Below are 19,173 nucleotides of genomic sequence, written 5' to 3' on the forward strand. Positions count from 1 at the left end.
CCATTATATACCTTATTCTAATATCTTTTTGACTTTTAGAGGAAGTATTTACTTACAATTTATCGTTGTTTTGACCCCAAATTTAAAATATCAATAACAATGAAAAAAGTTGTAATGACCCTCGCATTTGCTCTTGGATTAACAGGATTACATGCTCAAACTGAAAACAACGCTACTAGATTTAATAAGTGGTCTATAGAGTTAAACGGTGGTTTGACAAAACCTCAGAGACCATTCTCAGCGGGTTACTCTACAGATACGCCAAGCCCTTGGGTTGGTGATTTAGGAGTTCGTTATATGTTTAATAACAAATTTGGTTTGAAAGCTGATTTTGGATACAATAGTTTTACTGCGAAAAGTAATTCTATAGATTTTGATTCAAAATACTATAGAATAGATTTACAAGCAGTTGCAAACTTAGGACGTATCATGAATTTTGAAACATGGACTAATACATTTGGTTTATTAGGGCATGCAGGTTTTGGTGTAGGTCAATTAAAATCAGATAATTTTACTGAAAGAGATATCGTTGGAAACTTTATTGCTGGTGTTACAGGTCAGATTAGATTATCAAACAGAGTTGCATTAACGGGAGATTTCTCTACAATTTTAAATTCAACACAAGATCATACTTTTGACGGCGCTTACGTTGGTCAAAACAGAGGTTTTTCTGGATTAATTTTCAATGGTACTATTGGTTTGAATGTTTACTTGGGTAAAAATGCTAAGCATGCAGATTGGACTGTAATGACTACAGATAATACTGATCTTTCAGCATTAGAAAACAAAATAGCAGATCTTGAGTCACAAATCAAAAAGATTCCTGCACAAAAAGAAGTAGTTATCGAAAAACAAGCACAGCCAGTTGATAATGATTTGATCAAAAGAATGATCAATGATAAGTACTACAGTGTGTACTTTGATTTCAACAAAACAACTCCAATCGAAAACTCAACTGCAGCCATCGACGTTGTTTTAAATTACTTGAGAAAAAATCCATCTGCATCACTTGACCTTGTAGGTTATGCGGATCAAGTTGGAAAAGCAGAATACAACGAAAGATTATCAAACGCTAGAGCAAATAATATAAAAACAATTTTTGAGAAAGCAGGAATTGCTTCATCTCGTTTGAATGTTATTGCTAACGGAGCTGATACATCAATCCAAAAAGATTCTGATGAAGCTAGAAGATTAGCAAGAAGAGTTACTTTTATTGTGAAATAAACAACTTTGAATAGTAATAAAGCCCGAATTCTAATTCGGGCTTTTTATTTTTATAAAATTTCAACAATCTTATTTTCAAACCATTACATAATACTAAAAAAAGTAAAAAGCATTACTGTTCTATATTTAGTCTGAATCTGAATAGATCCGAAAGCATTTAAACAATTTCTTTGTTGGTCTTTTTTTCTTAATTTTACAAAAAAGACACGTATTATGCTATCAAAAAATATTGAATCGGCTTTAAACAAGCAAATCCGCATAGAAGCAGAATCTTCACAAACTTATCTTTCTATGGCTTGTTGGGCTGAAGTACACGGATTAGAGGGAATCGCTCAATTTATGTACACACAGTCAGATGAAGAGCGCGCACATATGCTTAAATTGGTTAAGTATGTTAACGAACGCGGAGGACATGCTCAGGTTACAGACCTAAAAGCACCTAGAATAACATATTCTACATTTAAGGAAATGTTTGAGGAGCTTTACAATCATGAGATTTTTGTTTCGCAATCTATCAACGAATTAGTACACATAACTTTTGAAGAAAAAGATTATGCAACACATAATTTCTTACAGTGGTATGTTTCTGAACAAATTGAAGAAGAAGCTACAGCTAAATCTATCTTAGATAAAATCAACTTGATTGGTGAAGATAAAGGCGGATTGTATTTATTCGACCGTGATATTCAGCAGTTAACAGTTACTAGCTCGATCGCTATTAATCCTAAATAAAAAAGTTAAAGTTTATTTAGAATATTTAAAAATAACTTTTTTCTTTTATATTTGCCTCTGTTTTTAATACCGAGGAAAATTGAGCAAGAAAGAAAAAGACAAGGACAAGAAAAAGGATAAAAAGAAAAAGAAAAACAAAGATATCCTTGATAAAATTAAGAAGATTGAAAATTGCAAATCTTCTTGCTGTGAGAAATATAAAAAGAGCGAAAAGAAACGCTGCTCACGCTGTCCTATGTTTGATTTATTCAAAAAAACCGCTTAACAAAATATAGAAAAACCCACTAGATTTCTCTGGTGGGTTTTTTAGTTTTAAATTGCAGTCAATTCTTCAGATTTTTTTTAATTCAATTATGGAAAACCACGTTACAATACCGAAATCGAGTCTTGATTTTCTGGTTCAGCTCAAAGAAAATAATAACAAACCTTGGTTTGAAATCAATAAGCCACAATACTTAATAGAACTAAATCATATTGAAAATTTTGCAGGCGCTTTACTTAAAGAACTCTCTAAAAGCGATGTTTTAGAAAATGCTTCAGGCAAAAAAAGTGTTTACAGAATTTACCGCGACATTCGTTTTTCTAAAGATAAAACTCCCTTTAAAACTTTTTGGGGCGGCAGTTATACACGTGCCACAGCGGCAAGACGCGGCGGTTATTATTTTCATCTAGAAAAAGGCAACAGCTTTTTTGCTGGAGGTTTCTGGGGACCAAACGCTGCAGATTTAAAACGAATACGAACAGAATTTGCCCACGATCCTGAAACTTTTCAGAACATACTCCACTCAAAATCTTTTATCAGCAACTTTGGAACTTTACAGGGCGAACAATTGAAAACAGCTCCAAAAGGTTTTGATATAGATCATCCTGCGATCGATTTGCTGCGTTTCAAACAATTTTTGGTCATCAAACGATTTACAGATAAAGAAGTCTTGAGTCCAAATTTTTTAGAACAGGCTTTGGATGCTTTTAAAAACATGAGACCTTTTTTTGATTATATGAGCGAAGTGCTTACAACGGATGCTAATGGCGTTTCAATCTTATAAAATCGGGAATTACTTCTACATTTAATATTCCGTAGGAATATCTCATCGGTAGAAAAAATATATTTTGTTGTGCATTGTGTCCTGTAGGGACATCTGTTTTTTACGAAAATAGCACCGTTAATCACACGTTCCTATGGAACGTATATGAGCAATCTACATTTTTTTCTACCGATGAGACATTCCTACGGAATGAAAATACTTTAAACCCGAAAGTTTTTTAAAACCTTTCGGGTTTATTTTCTATTAATTATCAATCTAAAGCTTATTTACTTAGCAGTAAAATTTCATTTACTACAACTTCTGTAATATATCTTTTTTCTCCATTTTTGTCGTCATAACTTCTATGCGTTAACTTCCCGTCAATAGCAACTTCTTTTCCTTTTACAACAAACTTTTCGATAATTTCGGCTGTTTTTCCCCACGCAGTTACGCGATGCCATTCGGTTTGTTCTACCTTATCCCCTTTCTCATTTCTGTAAACATCGTTTGTAGCAATTGTTAAATGGGCTAGCTTTTTACCGCTTTCTAATGTTTTAATTTCTGGATTATTCCCTACATTCCCAATTAATTGTACTCTGTTTTTCATTGCATTCATGGCGTATATTATTTTATTGTTATTATAAATTGAAATTGTTCGTCAACTTCAACAGTGCAAAGATGATACAACTCAACAATTACAGTCGGTTAGTAACTATTTACTATCGACTATAACTATTTGTAAGCGTTTGTAAATGGAAATTCTTTTTTGTATATTTGAGATAAATCTTACTATATGCAGGCAAAAATTAATAAAGTCGAGTTACGAAATTTAGAAATTGAAGACTATAAACAACTAAAAAAATCGATGATTGAATCGTATCCAGAAATGGCCGATTCGTATTGGGGATCTGATGATATTGAAAGACTGCTTTCTATTTTTCCAGAAGGGCAATTGGTAATTTTAGTTGATGGGAAGGTTGTGGGCTCTGCATTATCGCTTATTGTCGATGAAAAATTAGTAGACAAAAAACACAATTACCAGCAGATTAGCGGTGATTATAAATTTTCTACACATAATAAAAATGCTGAAATCTTATACGGGATCGATGTTTTTATTCACCCAAATTACAGAGGTCTGCGTTTGGGACGCCGATTGTATGATGCGAGAAAAGAACTTTGCGAGCAACTAAACTTAAAAGCAATTGTTTTTGCTGGTAGAATTCCAAGTTACAGGGAACACGCCAAAAAAATGTCTCCTAAAACTTATATCGAAAAAGTACGCACCAAAGAATTATATGATCCAGTGCTTTCTTTCCAGTTAAGCAATGATTTTCACGTGATACGAATCATCAAAAATTACTTGGAAGGCGATGAAGAATCAAAAGAATTTGCTGTTTTACTGGAGTGGAATAATATTTACTACGATGAAAGTCCAAGACTGATTAATCTGAAGAAGAATATTATTCGTTTGGGATTGATTCAGTGGCAGATGCGTCCGCTAAATAATGTTGAGGCATTGTTTGAGCAGGCTGAATTTTTTATTGATGCCGTTTCGGGATATGGATCTGACTTTGCACTGTTTCCAGAATTATTCATTGCGCCTTTAATGGCCGACTACAATCATTTATCTGAAGCAGAAGCGATTCGTGAACTGGCACGCCACTCTGATCCCATTAGAAAGCGTTTTCAGGAATTTGCCATTTCATACAACATCAATATTATCACAGGAAGTATGCCGTATCTAGAAAACGGAAATCTTTACAATGTTGGTTTTTTATGCAAAAGGGACGGAACTTCAGAAATGTATACTAAAATTCATATCACGCCAAATGAAGTGATTCATTGGGGAATGAAAGGCGGTTCTCAATTTAAAACATTTGATACCGATTGTGGAAAAATTGGCATTCTGATCTGTTACGATGTCGAATTCCCAGAAGTTTCCAGGCTGTTAGCAGATGAAGGAATGAATATTTTATTTGTCCCGTTTTTGACGGATACACAAAATGGTTATACACGTGTAAAACATTGTTCGCAGGCACGCGCGATTGAAAATGAATGTTATGTAGCCATAGCAGGTTGCGTAGGAAATCTTCCGAAAGTGAATAATATGGACATTCAATATGCGCAGTCTTCTGTTTTTACTCCTTCTGATTTTGCTTTTCCAAGTAACGGAATTAAAGCAGAAGCAACTCCAAACACAGAAATGACTTTAATTGTAGATGTTGATCTGAATTTATTAAAAGAACTTCACGAACATGGAAGCGTAAAAACATTAAAAGACCGTAGAACAGATCTTTATGAAATTAAAAAATTGAATACATGAAAACTTGCCTGGAATGCTCAGCTAAAATTGTCGGCCGCGAAGACAAAAAATTCTGCTCAGACAGCTGCCGTAATGCTTACAATAATAAAATAAATAAAGATAGTACTAATTTCATGCGAAATATAAACAACAAGTTACGCAAAAATTACCGTATTTTGGCAGAGCTAAATGTAGATGGAAAATCAAAGGCTTCTAGAGACAAATTGTTAACAAAAGGCTTTGATTTTGAGTTTTTTACCAATATTTTGCAAACCAAAACAGGAAATACATATTATTTCTTGTACGACCAAGGTTATCGTTCCTTGGACAATGATTATTTTATGCTTGTTAAAAAAGAAATATAGTTAGTATCTGTTAACCATGAGAAAAAACCAAACCTCAATTCTAGCCATAGCCTGTGTCTTAGCTTTATTAGGCATTATATACATTACCATGATGCCTCAAGGAATTTCTAAAGACGATGAAGCGCTTGCGGAATTCTCAACCGAGAGAGCGCTTAACCAAGTAGAAATTATTGCACAGAAACCTCATTATGTCGGGTCAACCAATCACGAATTAGTTGCCAATTACCTTAAACTCGAACTAAACAGGATAGGCTTAGAAACTAGCGTTCAGGAAGGTTTTACTCTAAATGATAAAGGTATTTTAGTAAAGTCCAAAAACATTCTGGCCAGAATTAAAGGAACTAACAATACAAAAGCCCTTTTATTGCTTTCACATTATGACAGTGCACCGCATTCTTTCTCAAAAGGTGCAAGTGACGATGCTTCTGGTGTTGCCACAATTTTAGAAGGAGTTCGTGCTTTTTTATATTCGAAACATCCTCAAAAAAATGATATTATCATATTATTTTCTGATGCCGAAGAATTAGGTTTAAATGGAGCTGCATTATTCGTCAATCAGCATCCTTGGGCAAAAGATGTTGGTTTGGCATTAAACTTTGAAGCTCGAGGATCTTCTGGCCCTAGTTATATGTTAATGGAAACCAATAAAGGAAACGAAGCGCTGGTTAGAGAATTTTCTAAAGCAAAAACTTCACATCCCGTTTCCAATTCGTTGATGTACAGTATTTACAAAATGCTTCCTAATGATACTGACTTAACTGTTTTTAGAGAACAAGGAAATATTCAAGGTTTCAATTTTGCTTTTATCGATGGGCATTTCAACTATCACACACAGCAAGACGATGTACAGCATCTAAACAAAACGACTTTAGCGCATCAAGGTACTTACATAATGCCTTTGCTGAAATACTTAACCAATATTGATTTAAATCAGACAGAATCTACTCAAGACGATGTTTATTTCAGTGCTCCATTTTCATTTATCAGTTACCCATTTGCTTGGGTAATGCCAATGACATTAATTGCTTTCGGATTATTAGTTTTATTTATCTTTATTGGAAAAGTAAAAAGAATAATCACTTTTAGAGAAATTTTTAGAGGATTTGTACCGCTTTTAGGTTCAATTATAATCGCTGGTTTGGTGACATTTTTAGGATGGAAATTGATATTGGAAATTTATCCTCAGTATTCTGATCTTTTAAATGGTTTTACCTACAATGGCCACGCATATATTGGGGCATTTGTAACTTTGAGCATTGCAATTTGTTTTGCTTTCTATCATCATTTCTCCGAGGCCAAAATCACGATGAATCATTTTGTGGCACCTTTACTGCTTTGGATTATCATCAATGCATTTTTAGCAAACAGCTTGACAGGTGCTGGTTTCTTAATTATTCCAGTTTATTTCGGAGTACTTTTATTCGGAATATTTGTTTTTACACAACATTACAGTTTAGGCGTCAATCTGCTTTTTAGTATTCCTGCTTTAGCAATCGTTGCTCCATTTATAGTAATGTTCCCAATAGGCTTAGGACTTAAAATTTTATTTGGAAGTGCTGTTTTAACTGTTTTACTATTCGGATTGCTACTGCCAATATTTGGAGATTTCGCAAGAAAAGGTGTTTGGACAGTTGTTTTCTTTCTAGTTTCGATCTCATTTTTCATTTACGCAGGATATCATTCTGATTATGAATACGGAAAAGCTAAATCTAACAGCTTATTATACGTTTACAATGCTGATAATAATTCTGCAGTATGGACAACTTATGACACAAATTTAGACGAATGGACCAAATCTTATTTGGGCGAAAAGAATAAAAATGCCGTTGGTTTAAATAAGCTTCCTCTTGCGAGCAAATATAATACAACTTTTACTCATAGTGCAATTGCACCAGTTGTCGATATTCCGAAACCAACAATTCAATTCTTAAGAGACAGCGTTATTGGAAATAATAGATATCTAAAAATCAAAATTACTCCTAACCGAAAAGTAAATCGATACGATATTTATGCTAACCCTAAAATGACCTTTTACAACTTTAAAGCCAACGGCGTTTCAACTTTAGGAGAGAAAGGCAACCGTTTACAAAGAGAAGACAGTAAAATTCTACGTTATTATGTTGTCGGAAATGAACCGCTTGTAATGGATTTTTACATCAACAAATCGTCTATTTTTGATATGGATTTAATAGAAAGCTCATTTGATTTACTAAGCAATCCATTATTTAATATTAAACCTAGGGAAAACTGGATGATGCCGACTCCTTTTGTTTTAAATGATGCCGTTTTAATACAGCAGAAAATAAAAAGATACGTAGCACCAATAAAACCTATTGAACCTGTTATTGTTAAAGACAGTCTAGCTATTCCAAAAGACAGCATAAAACCAGTCGCAGTACCACAATAAAATTTAAGGCAGATTTAAAATCTGCCTTTTTCTTTATCAATTTTTTAATATTTCTAATCTTTATTGGGCAAAGATCTTCAGATGGTATTAAAAAATCTTTTTTTAATCCTTCAATCTGTTACAAAAACCTCTGTACCTTTGAACCTTTGAACCTCGAAAAAATGACAAAAATTAGTATTCTAGGCTGCGGATGGCTAGGATTTCCCTTAGCAAAAAAGTTAATTGAAAATGGAAATTCAGTCAAAGGGTCAACAACTTCAATAAATAAGCTTTCAATTTTAGAAATTGCTGGAATCAATCCGTTTTTGGTTACAATTGAAGCCGACGAAGTTTCTGAAAACATCGATACTTTTTTAGCGGAAAGCGAAATCTTAATTATAGATATTCCACCAAAATTGCGAGGAAATCAAGATATCTCGACTACTCTCGAAATGACATTCGTGAGAAAAATACAAAATCTAATTCCGTTTATAGAAAAATCCAGCGTTTCAAAAGTACTTTTTGTGAGTTCAACTTCTGTTTATGGAGATGACAACAAATTGGTTACAGATGAAACCATTCCGAATCCAGAAACAGAAAGCGGCAAACAACTGCTTTTAGCAGAAAAAATTCTTCAAAACAATCCAAATTTCGAAACTACAATTCTACGTTTCGGCGGATTGATTGGCGAAGACCGTCATCCAGTTAAGTTTTTAGCTGGAAAAGAAAACCTTGAAAATCCAGATGCGCCTGTAAATTTAATTCATCAAAATGATTGCATTTCAATCATAGAAGAAATCATAAAACAGTCCAAATGGAATGAAGTTTTTAATGCTGCTGCACCTTTCCATCCAACAAGAGAGGAATATTATACACAAAAAGCAAAAGAACAAAACTTAATTTTGCCGAAATTCAGCTTTGAAATGTCAAATATTAAAAAGGTCATTTCGAGTGAAAAAATCGAAACTATTTTAAACTATAAGTTTGATTTAAAAGAATATTAAAACTTGAATGTCAGGCTGAGAGAAGTTGAAGCCATCTTCAGAAGCCTTCGACTTCGCTCAAGATGACAATCATTCTTAAATTACTTCAATAACTTATATGGTTTAAAAAAACTTTGCGAACTTTGCGATAAAGTAAGCGCCTTTGCGGTTAAAAAAATGGAAACAGTCTACATCAATTCGCCTTTAGGAATCACCAAAATTATTGGCGATGAAAATGGTATTGCTGTAATTTCAGTTTCTGATGTAGGTTCAAATGAAGTTTCAAAAGAAATTCCAGAAGTTTTACAAGAAGCCGTTTTGCAGTTAAATGAATATTTTGAAGGCAAAAGAACGGATTTTGATCTCAAACTAAATCCAAAAGGAACCGAGTTTCAGCAGAAAGTCTGGAAATCTTTATTAGAAATTCCATTTGGGAAAACAGTAAGTTATATGGATCAAACCAAAAAATTGGGAGATGTAAAGGCGATTCGCGCTGTAGCTTCGGCAAATGGTAAAAATCCGTTATGGATTGTTGTTCCCTGTCACCGCGTTATTGGAACAAATGGATCGCTAACAGGCTACGCCGGCGGATTGTCCCGCAAGAAATGGCTTTTGGAACACGAAAATCCATCTGCACAACAAAGTTTATTCTAACTTTCATATCGTAAGAATTTTGTGCAACTTTGTACAAGTTTCAATACTAAAATCTAAAAGTCTAACCCTCTAAATATCTAAGAAGTCTAAAAATGATTGAAAAAATAAACCTTAACAACATTTTATTTCTTGATATAGAAACCGTTCCAGAAGAAGAAAACTTCAATTCGCTTGACGCAGAAATGCAGTCATTATGGGATTTGAAAACGCAATATCAGCGAAAAGACGATTTCTCTGCAGAAGAATTTTACGAACGTGCTGGAATTTGGGCCGAATTTGGAAAAATCATTTGTATCTCGGTTGGCTTTTTTACCATTAAAGGTGATATTCGAAATTTTAGGGTTACTTCCTTTTTTGGTGAAGAAAAGAAGATTTTGAAAGATTTTTCGAATCTCATTAATAATCATTTCAATCAGCCGCAGCATCTTTTGTGCGGTCACAATTCAAAAGAATTTGATATTCCGTTTATTGCAAGAAGAATGATTATTAACCAAATGCCAATTCCGGATAAACTGAATTTATTTGGAAAAAAACCTTGGGAAATTCCACATTTAGATACTTTAGAATTATGGAAGTTTGGCGATTATAAACATTTTACTTCCTTAAAGCTATTAACCAAGATTCTCGGTGTCCCATCGCCAAAAGGCGATATTGATGGAAGTCAAGTTGCCCATGTCTATTATGTCGAAAAAGATATTGATCGAATTGTAACTTATTGCGAAAAAGATACAATTGCTGTAGCACAGATTTTCCTTCGTTTGCGACGCGAAGATCTATTGATTGATGATGAGATTATTCATGTGTAGTTTTTCAAGGTGCTTAGGTACTGAGGTTCTAAGATGCTGAGTTTTTTCATGAACTGATATAACTTTTATGGTTTAAAATAATTCCAAAAATGACTTATTCTGAGATTTCACATCATCGTCTTGTTTCACAGAAACTGTATAGAACAAGTAATCTTTCGCCGCAGGAAATTGTACAGCATTTGGGTGCTATGCAGGCTCAGGATTATGCTATGGCAAAATGGGCTGTTGGTTCTCGATGCAATGCAACTGAAAAAGAAATCGAAGAAGCGGTAAATTCTGCAAAAATCATTAGAACCCATATTCTTCGTCCAACCTGGCATTTTGTTTCTGCTGAGGATATTTATTGGATGTTAGAACTTTCGGCCCCTCAGGTGAAACGTTTTACTGCTGCGGCGGCTAAAAAATATGGTTTCGATGCTAAAAAACTAGATCAGATTAACAATTCTATCGAGAAGTTATTGGCTGGAAAGAATCATTTAACGCGTGACGAAATTATGCAGGAACTTGATATCAAAAAAAGTTCGAAAGAAGATTTCCTCAGCGCGGCCATTATGATGAATGCAGAACTAGACGGTTTAGTGTGTAATGGAGAAATGAAGGGTAAACAAATTACATATGCTTTGCTTGAAGAAAGAGTTCCAAAATCTAAAACCAAATTGACAAAAGAAGAAGGTTTGGCGAAATTAGCTCAGCGTTATTTTGAAAGTCACGGTCCAGCAACAGTATTAGATTTTTCTTGGTGGTCGGGCTTTCCGCCTACAATTTGCAACAAAGCAATAAATGCAATTGAGTTACAATTAAGCTCAATAACTATTGATAATCAGACTTATTGGTTCAAAAAAGATCATTCAGATCTGGATACCTTTCGCGAAAGCGTGCATTTTCTCCCAGCATTTGATGAGATTCTTATTTCATACAAAACCCGTGAAGCTTCTATCCTGCAAGAACATCAAAGTTTAGCTTTTACCAATAATGGCATTTTTAAACCTATTATTCTTGAGAACGGAAAAGTAATTGGAACTTGGAAACGAACTATTAAAAAAGATCACGCCAAAATAGAAACACAGTTTTTTAATGAAACGGAGAGTTCGAAAAAAGCCATTTTATTTGAAGGAATTAAAGCTTTTGAAAATTATCTGGAAACAAAAGTTGTTATTGAATAAATTTTAAACGTTTTATATTTCGCTCCGCTGGAGCTTTTTCTATTTTGTTTTCCATTCTTTTTCTATAAATATTTCGCCTCGCTGAGGCTTCTTTAAGCTCTATTAAGAACATCTTAATCAACATCAATTTACTATAATACGATAAACGTACCAAATCCTTAGCCCTATCGGAGCGACATCTGAATAAAATATTTATGCATTTTATCTCTAAATAATTACATTTACAAAAAAATGTAATTATGGTATTAAGTAGATTTTGGTTAACGATTTTTATTTCTTCGATAGTTTTTATTGTAGTCAGTTTGTTTACTGCTAATACTTATACTATTGATTCTGTTTTGAATGGAAAGAAAGATGATCCTGTTTTAGTATCTGAAAAATACGTTGAAGAACTTCCTGCTTTTATCAAAGACAGCATACAAAAAGCGCCAGATCAAACCATGATTATCAATCGTGATACGCTGAATGCCGACACAACTTACGTTTATAAAAACAAAACTGTAAAAATTTTTAGCGGACTTCAGAAATCAGATGGTTTACTGCCAACTTGTAAAAGCACTTTGGTCGATTTAATCTTACCGCTTATTGCTTACTTGGCTTTTTTCTGCGGATTAATGGAACTTTTGATTATTTCTGGCGCTTCTGGAAAATTAGCTAAAGCTTTGAGTCCGGTATTTGTAAAAGTATTCCCGACTATTCCTAAAAACCACCCTTCGATTTCCTATATGACCTTAAACTTTGCTGCCAATTTCTTAGGATTAGATTCGGCTGCAACTCCATTTGGACTTAAAGCCATGGAAAGTTTACAGGAAATAAACCCCGATAAAGACAAGGCGAGCGATGCACAAATTATGTTTATGTGTCTTCACGCTTCTGGTTTAACTTTAATTGCTACTTCGATTATTGGCTATCGCGCGGCTGCAAATGCAACGAATCCAGCCGATGTAATGCTGCCTTGTATCATTACTTCATTCATTGGTACTATTGCCGCTTTCTTAATTGTCGGAATCAAACAAAAAATCAACTTCAAAAGTGCTTCGCTTTTAATTGGGTTGATGGGTTTAATCGCTGCAATTGTTGGTTTATTGATGTACGTGAATCATTTGGATTTAATCGGAAAAAATTATTTCACTTCTAACCTTTCAGGTTTAATACTTTTGGCGATTATTGCTTTTACGCTGATTTTTTCATTCAGACACGAGCAAAAATTTAAAGATGCCAACACTACTGTTTTTGACACTTTTGTAGTTGGAGCAAATAATGGAGTTAAAACTGGAGTAACTATTTTCCCTTATGTATTAGGAATGTTAGTCGCAATCTCATTATTCAGAAACAGCGGTTTATTTGAAATTATTAGTGACGGAATTGGATTTGTATTTTCAAATTTAGGTGTAAGCAAAGAAATTACAAATGCGCTTCCTGTGGCAATGCTTCGCCCGTTTAGTTCGGCTGGATCAAGAGGATTTTTGATTGATTCTATGAATACTTTTGGAGCAGATTCGTTGACAGCAAGATTAAGCAGTATTTTTCAGTGTAGTGCCGAAAGTACATTCTATGTTATTGCAGTTTATTTCGGATCTGTAAACATCAAAAACACGCGTTATGCTCTAGGAACAATGCTTTTAGTAGATTTGATTTGTGTAATTACTGCGATTTTTGTTGCGACTTGGTTCTTTTAATTCATTTTAATCAAAAAAAAATATGAATTTATTTAAGAAGCTTTTTAATAAAGAACAGAAGGTTGAAAGTATAAAAGAATCTGAAGAACAAATTCATTTTACTGAAGACCAAACGGCTGTTGAAGAGCCTAAAGCTGAAGAAAATAAATTTGAACCCAATAAGATTGACTGGCTCATAAACGATTCTATTTTGACTTTTATGCCACGCGAGTTGTATATGCATTATTCTGATGCTGCTACTGCGAAAGATCTTCAAAATCCTTCTTGGCAAAATCAAGGAATATATTTCTGGAAAGAGAATGAAGCTTTTGAAAACAAATCTCTTCCCGAGTTTTTTGAAACTATGGATCAAAAATTATTCGTTATCAATGAAGCTCCGGATTATATCGATCTCGTTTCTGGAAAAGCCATGCCTTGGTTTGGAATGCCGGGCGGCGGCGAAAAATTCTTTTTTAGATATGATGAAAGCACTCCGGTAACCTTAGAAGAAGTTCATAAACTCAATATCATCAAATATGTCAAAGTTGTAGAGTTGAATTATGATAATCTCAGCGTTTTAAATGACCGCGATAATTACTGCTTTTTAATCGATCCTAAAGAAGTAAAGTACGAAGATCAGCTTTTCTATCTCAACGGAGAAAAAATATCATTAGCCGAACTATATCAAAAAAAGAAACTTTTAGTTTTATCAGTAGAATAATAATATTAATCTATTCCCCATGAAAATACCACTTCTTCTTTTTTCAGTCCTTTTAATCGGATGTCAAAAAACAAAATCTACAGAAACAGAAATAGTAGCAGAATTACCTGCAGCTCAAGAAATTTCAGTTGAAACTGATGATTCAGCAAACGATAAAGTTATCAAAACAGATACTATTGCGATTTACGTAAATGAAGAACAGTCTTCTAAAGACTACATTTTAGCCAATCTTGTAGAGCAGCAGGCAGATCAAGACAGCATTGTTACGGTAAAATATCGATTAGATTTCTATCAAAATAAAAATAAAACTGCCTCATCTAAAATCACAATCAAAGGTTTTGAAAAAGGATCAGAATGGGTTGCTTCTTACGGATTAACTTCAGAAACTTCAAAAAATTCACCATTTGTACAAATCTCAGTGGGTTATCCTGCTTGTGGTTATACGCACGATAATTACTTGTATTATTTAAAAAACAGTACTCTGCAGTTGGTTCATCAATGGAATACAATGACCGACAGCGGCTGGGGAAGCTGGGTAGAAATTGCGAACCCTTCTAAAAATTCTGACCCTAAATCTTTTTATTGCAAAACTGTTGCATTTGTCCCTGCTGATGAAGATGAAAACCTTGACATGGGAATCCTTACACACTCAGATTCAATCTCTTTTGAATTAAAAGGAAACCAATGGAGCAAAAGATTATTATCTGCAAAAGATAAAGCATACTTCGAAAAAAAGATGACTTTCGATCAATTTAACAGTCAATAACAAAAGTGCTCAGAAGTCTTATTCAAATTCTTTCTTAGGTAAATAATTTCTAAATTTGTCAAAAAACAAAACAATGATTGATTTTATATACCAAGATCCTTATCCGATCTTAAAGGATGATACGCAGTACCGCAAAATCACCTCAGATTTTGTGAAAGTGGAACAATTTGGAGAACGTGAAGTTTTAACGGTTGATCCAAAAGGTTTAGAATTATTGGCTGAAGAAGCTTTGACAGATGTTTCGTTTATGCTTCGAACGAGTCATTTGAAAAAACTAAGAAAAATTCTTGATGACCCAGAAGCTACAGATAACGATCGTTTTGTAGCGTACAATTTACTTCAAAATGCATCTGTTGCTGCCGAAGGTCAGTTACCAAGCTGTCAAGACACTGGAACTGCAATTGTAATGGCCAAAAAAGGCGAAAGTATTTTTACTGGTGTTGATGATGCAGAATGGTTAAGCCGAGGAATTTTTAATACGTACCAAAAAAGAAATTTACGCTATTCGCAGATTGTCCCGATTTCGATGTTCGAAGAAAAGAATTCAGGTTCCAATCTTCCAGCTCAAATTGATATCTATGCTAAAAAAGGAACTTCTTACGAATTCTTGTTTATGGCAAAAGGAGGAGGATCTGCAAACAAAACTTATTTATACCAACAGACAAAATCTTTGTTGAATGAAAAATCGTTGGATGAATTCATTCGCACAAAAATCAAAGATTTAGGAACTTCTGCTTGTCCACCATACCACTTAGCTTTGGTTATTGGCGGAACTTCTGCAGAAGCTAACTTAAGCGCTGTTAAAAAAGCATCTGCAGGATATTATGATAATCTTCCAACATCAGGAAACATGGCTGGTCAGGCTTTCCGTGATTTTGAGTGGGAAGAACGTGTTCAGAAAATCTGCCAGGAAAGTGCAATTGGTGCTCAATTTGGAGGAAAATATTTCACGCATGACGTTCGCGTAATTCGTTTGCCTCGTCACGCAGCTTCTTGTCCTGTCGGACTTGGAGTTTCTTGCTCGGCAGATAGAAATATTAAAGGAAAAATTACCAAAGACGGAATTTTTGTGGAGCAATTAGAAGTAAATCCAAAACAATTTTTACCAGAAACAGCTCCGCATTTAGAAGCACCTGTAGAAATTGATTTAGATCAGCCAATGGCAGATATTTTGGCAAAATTATCTCAATATCCAGTTAAAACACGTTTAAAATTAAACGGAACTGTTATTGTTGCCCGAGATATTGCACACGCAAAAATCAAAGAATTATTGGACGCTGGAAAACCAATGCCCGAATATTTCAAAAATCACCCTGTTTATTATGCAGGTCCTGCAAAAACACCAGACGGAATGGCTTCTGGAAGTTTCGGACCAACAACTGCCGGCCGTATGGACGTTTATGTTGATGAATTCCAAAAAAATGGAGGAAGCATGATTATGCTGGCCAAAGGAAACCGTACGAAACAAGTTACAGATGCCTGCAACAAATACGGCGGATTCTATTTAGGTTCTATTGGAGGTCCAGCTGCGATTTTGGCTCAAGATAATATCTTAAAAGTTGAAGTAGTTGATTTTGAAGAATTAGGAATGGAAGCGGTTCGTAAAATCACCGTAAAAGATTTCCCTGCATTCATTATCACCGACGATAAAGGAAATGATTTTTTTGCGAACTTATAACTTTTTTTGCCGCTAAGGCGCTAAGACACTAAGTTCTAGATTATATTAAGTAATAAAAAAACCGCTAATTCAGCGGTTTTTTTTATTATAAACTTTTCGTCTTACTGGCAAATCAAGCACTTAAATCCTGCTTTTCGAAAGCTATAAAATGCGATACTTCGCCATTTAGATTAAAAACAGGAAAAGCATCTATTTTACATTTATAAGTCTGTCCATTTTTTCTATAATTTTCCAGTGTTTTTTCAAAAGGAATCTTCTTTTTTAAGGCTTCTCTAATTTCTTTTAAATCTTTTTTAGAGGTTGCAGGTCCCTGAAACATTTTTGGCGTTTGACCCAAAATTTCTTCCTGTTTATAGCCTGTCATTTTTTTGATACCGCTTGAAGCGAAAACTATTTTAAAATCTAGATCCGTAACTACAACTACCTCTTCTTTGATCCTTTCTTGTATATTGAGTTTTTCTTCGTCCCAAGTATATTGATTTGAAATTTGATTTACTTTCTCCAAATCTGTAGCCAATCCTTTTAGTTCATTTAGATATTCATAGTGAAAATCCCAAGCTAAAATTGGAACTGAATTTCGTTGTAAAAAATCATCAGAGCCTGTATTTTTCATATTAAATGATTTAGAGTATGGACAAATCTTTATCAAAGATAGATAAAAACTCCTGTATGGGATTATAGTACTATATTAATATACACTTAAACTTTTTATTAAAAAGTAAATTTTAACTGAACAGCAACTGCTTTTTTAATTTCAGTATTTAAATTACTTAGAGAAATTCCGAGGAGGCGTACAGAATCTTTCATTTTTTCCTGATACAGTAATTCTTCTATGTTTTCCATAATCAAACTTTTATCAGAAATAAAATACGGCAGGGTTTTACTTCTCGTCTGCTGCGAAAAATCACTATATTTAATTTTAAGTGTTATGGTTTTACCCGAAATATCGTGCCTTTTCAAACGCTTTTCTAGTGAAACCGCAATTCGTTCCAATTGCTCCATCATAAAGATTTCAGAAGAAAGATTTACATCAAAAGTGTGTTCTGCGGCAACAGATTTGGTAATTCGGGATGATTTTACTTCGCTGTTATGAATACCTCGAACTACATTGTAATAAAACGCTCCAGATTTTCCGAAGTGTTTCTCCAAAAATTCTAACGATTTACTTTTCAAATCAGTTCCTGTAAAAATGCCGAGCTGGTACATTTTTTCTGTAGTTACTTTTCCAACTCCATAAAACTTACGAATGGGCAGTTCTTCTAAAAACGCTTCAACTTCATCTGGATTTACCGTCTTTTGCCCGTTTGGTTTATTGTAATCACTTGCAATTTTAGCCACAAATTTATTGACAGAAATACCCGCCGAAGCTGTTAAACCAACTTCATTAAAAATTCTAGCTCGAATTTCCTGTGCCAATAAACTCGCGCTTGGATTTCCTTTTTTATTTTGGGTAACATCCAGATAAGCTTCGTCTAGCGAAAGAGGCTCAACCAAATCGGTGTAATCATGGAAAATTTTATGAATTTTAGATGAAATCTCTTTGTAACGGTCAAATCGTGGACGTACAAAAATAATTTCTGGACAATATCTCTTGGCCAGCACGCCGCTTATGGCACTCCGCACACCAAATTTTCTCGCTTCGTAACTTGCCGCCGAAACGACGCCTCTATTTTCTGAACCTCCAACCGCAACAGGTTTTCCGCGCAATTCTGGATTATCCATCTGCTCGACCGATGCGTAAAATGCATCCATATCGATATGAATAATTTTGCGATATGTTGGTGTTTCAGACATGCTACAAATTTAAAAAGGAAAGCAATAAAAAAGTGCTTCAAATAGTTATAAATAATATCAATCTTTAAAGAATATAGATTCGATGAGTTCAAACCAATTATTCTTTCTATTTTTGTTCTTCTACTCGAAAAATTAAATAATGCGAACATTTGTTATAGGTGACATTCACGGCGGGTTACTTGCACTTGAACAGGTGATGAAGAGAGCCGAAGTTACTACAGAAGATACTCTAATTTTTTTGGGCGATTATGTTGACGGCTGGAGTCAGTCTGTTGAAGTAATCGACTATTTGATTGATTTAAAAAGTAAACAAAACTGCATCTGCATACGAGGAAATCACGATCAGCTGGCATTGGACTGGCTGGAAAACAGGCATGATGATTTTGATGAAGAAATGTGGTACAAACATGGCGGAAAAGCAACAGTTGAAGGCTATTCCAAAATTTCCTCGGATAAGAAGAGAAAACATATCGAATTTTTAGAAAATCTTCAGGATTATTATCTTGACGATCAAAATCGTTTATTTGTCCACGCTGGTTTCACCAATTTAAATGGCGTAAAATGGGAGTATTTTTCGAAACTATTTTATTGGGACAGAACACTTTGGGAAACAGCTCTTTCATTGGACCCAAAATTAAAAGAAGACGATTTAAACTATCCTAAAAGATTTAGCGTTTATAAAGAAGTTTACATAGGGCATACTCCTGTTACACGAATAGGAAAGACAGTTCCTGTAAACAAAGCCTGTGTTTGGAATGTCGACACTGGGGCAGCCTTTCGAGGTCCGCTTACAATTATGAATGTCGACACCAAAGAATACTGGCAAAGCGAACCATTGAACGAACTCTATTTTAACGAAAAAGGTAGGAATTAATTTATTTAAAATTTATTTTTGCCGCTCAAAATAATTAATATT

General features: G+C 34.2%; 19 protein-coding genes. 16 read left to right on the forward strand and 3 right to left on the reverse strand.

All coding sequences use genetic code 11. The features are described from left to right. Positions 1-99 precede the first annotated feature (99 nt). From ASE40_RS03185 to ASE40_RS03200, 4 genes are all read left to right on the forward strand, one after another. Complete coding sequence (locus ASE40_RS03185; RefSeq protein ID WP_057115351.1) at positions 100-1,224, forward strand: OmpA family protein; 1,125 nt, start codon at positions 100-102, stop codon at positions 1,222-1,224. A gap of 213 nt (positions 1,225-1,437) precedes the next feature. Then, a complete protein-coding gene (locus tag ASE40_RS03190) occupies positions 1,438-1,956 on the forward strand; it encodes a ferritin (protein WP_057115352.1) in 519 nt (172 codons plus the stop codon). A 79-nt stretch (positions 1,957-2,035) separates the two neighbouring features. Continuing rightward, a complete protein-coding gene (locus ASE40_RS03195) occupies positions 2,036-2,221 on the forward strand; it encodes a hypothetical protein (RefSeq protein WP_029271150.1) in 186 nt (61 codons plus the stop codon). Positions 2,222-2,309: 88 nt separating this feature from the next. Beyond that, a complete protein-coding gene (locus ASE40_RS03200) occupies positions 2,310-3,002 on the forward strand; it encodes a DUF2461 domain-containing protein (RefSeq protein WP_057115353.1) in 693 nt (230 codons plus the stop codon). A gap of 262 nt (positions 3,003-3,264) precedes the next feature. Here ASE40_RS03200 and ASE40_RS03205 read toward each other — a convergent pair whose 3' ends face one another. Next, a complete protein-coding gene (locus ASE40_RS03205; RefSeq protein ID WP_057115354.1) occupies positions 3,265-3,597 on the reverse strand; it encodes a single-stranded DNA-binding protein in 333 nt (110 codons plus the stop codon). Between the two features lie 177 nt (positions 3,598-3,774). Between ASE40_RS03205 and ASE40_RS03210 the strand changes: the two genes are divergently transcribed. The 11 genes from ASE40_RS03210 (at position 3,775) to ASE40_RS03260 (ending at position 16,463) form a co-directional block, all read left to right on the forward strand. Beyond that, positions 3,775-5,304: a bifunctional GNAT family N-acetyltransferase/carbon-nitrogen hydrolase family protein gene (locus ASE40_RS03210; protein WP_057115355.1), complete on the forward strand. Its 1,530-nt coding sequence runs from the start codon at positions 3,775-3,777 to the stop codon at positions 5,302-5,304. After that, positions 5,301-5,648, forward strand: a complete 348-nt coding sequence (locus ASE40_RS03215) for a hypothetical protein (protein WP_057115356.1) — start codon at positions 5,301-5,303, stop codon at positions 5,646-5,648. The genes ASE40_RS03210 and ASE40_RS03215 overlap by 4 nt, the downstream gene beginning before the upstream one ends. A gap of 16 nt (positions 5,649-5,664) precedes the next feature. Next, positions 5,665-8,055, forward strand: coding sequence for a M28 family peptidase (locus ASE40_RS03220; RefSeq protein ID WP_241774315.1), 2,391 nt, complete (start codon positions 5,665-5,667; stop codon positions 8,053-8,055). 161 nt (positions 8,056-8,216) lie between these two features. After that, positions 8,217-9,038, forward strand: coding sequence for an SDR family oxidoreductase (locus tag ASE40_RS03225; RefSeq protein WP_057115358.1), 822 nt, complete (start codon positions 8,217-8,219; stop codon positions 9,036-9,038). Positions 9,039-9,194: 156 nt separating this feature from the next. Next, complete coding sequence (locus ASE40_RS03230; protein WP_057115359.1) at positions 9,195-9,671, forward strand: methylated-DNA--[protein]-cysteine S-methyltransferase; 477 nt, start codon at positions 9,195-9,197, stop codon at positions 9,669-9,671. 92 nt (positions 9,672-9,763) lie between these two features. Next, complete coding sequence (locus tag ASE40_RS03235) at positions 9,764-10,477, forward strand: 3'-5' exonuclease (protein ID WP_057115360.1); 714 nt, start codon at positions 9,764-9,766, stop codon at positions 10,475-10,477. 89 nt (positions 10,478-10,566) lie between these two features. Continuing rightward, positions 10,567-11,640 carry a winged helix DNA-binding domain-containing protein gene (locus ASE40_RS03240; RefSeq protein WP_057115361.1) on the forward strand — a complete coding sequence of 358 codons (1,074 nt, stop codon included), beginning with the start codon at positions 10,567-10,569 and terminating at the stop codon, positions 11,638-11,640. A gap of 239 nt (positions 11,641-11,879) precedes the next feature. Continuing rightward, positions 11,880-13,319, forward strand: coding sequence for a nucleoside recognition domain-containing protein (locus ASE40_RS03245; RefSeq protein ID WP_057115362.1), 1,440 nt, complete (start codon positions 11,880-11,882; stop codon positions 13,317-13,319). Positions 13,320-13,341: 22 nt separating this feature from the next. Next, positions 13,342-14,019, forward strand: coding sequence for a hypothetical protein (locus tag ASE40_RS03250; protein WP_057115363.1), 678 nt, complete (start codon positions 13,342-13,344; stop codon positions 14,017-14,019). A gap of 19 nt (positions 14,020-14,038) precedes the next feature. After that, the gene (locus tag ASE40_RS03255) at positions 14,039-14,785 is read left to right on the forward strand and encodes a hypothetical protein (RefSeq protein WP_057115364.1); all 747 of its coding nucleotides are present in this window, start codon (positions 14,039-14,041) and stop codon (positions 14,783-14,785) included. Positions 14,786-14,858: 73 nt separating this feature from the next. Continuing rightward, positions 14,859-16,463 (forward strand): fumarate hydratase, encoded by a 1,605-nt coding sequence (locus tag ASE40_RS03260; protein ID WP_057115365.1) that lies wholly within the window; start codon positions 14,859-14,861, stop codon positions 16,461-16,463. Positions 16,464-16,575: 112 nt separating this feature from the next. Here the strand turns inward: ASE40_RS03260 and ASE40_RS03265 are convergent, their stop codons facing one another. Next, positions 16,576-17,076, reverse strand: coding sequence for a PAS domain-containing protein (locus ASE40_RS03265; protein ID WP_057115366.1), 501 nt, complete (start codon positions 17,074-17,076; stop codon positions 16,576-16,578). Between the two features lie 98 nt (positions 17,077-17,174). Then, on the reverse strand, positions 17,175-18,257 hold the full coding sequence (gene dinB, locus ASE40_RS03270) for a DNA polymerase IV (protein ID WP_057115367.1): 1,083 nt from the start codon (positions 18,255-18,257) through the stop codon (positions 17,175-17,177). Between the two features lie 139 nt (positions 18,258-18,396). Between dinB and ASE40_RS03275 the strand changes: the two genes are divergently transcribed. Next, a complete protein-coding gene (locus ASE40_RS03275) occupies positions 18,397-19,131 on the forward strand; it encodes a metallophosphoesterase family protein (RefSeq protein WP_057115368.1) in 735 nt (244 codons plus the stop codon). The last annotated feature ends 42 nt before the right edge of the window (positions 19,132-19,173 follow it).

Origin of the sequence: Flavobacterium sp. Root935, from assembly GCF_001429295.1 — a bacterium.
Lineage (GTDB): Bacteria > Bacteroidota > Bacteroidia > Flavobacteriales > Flavobacteriaceae > Flavobacterium.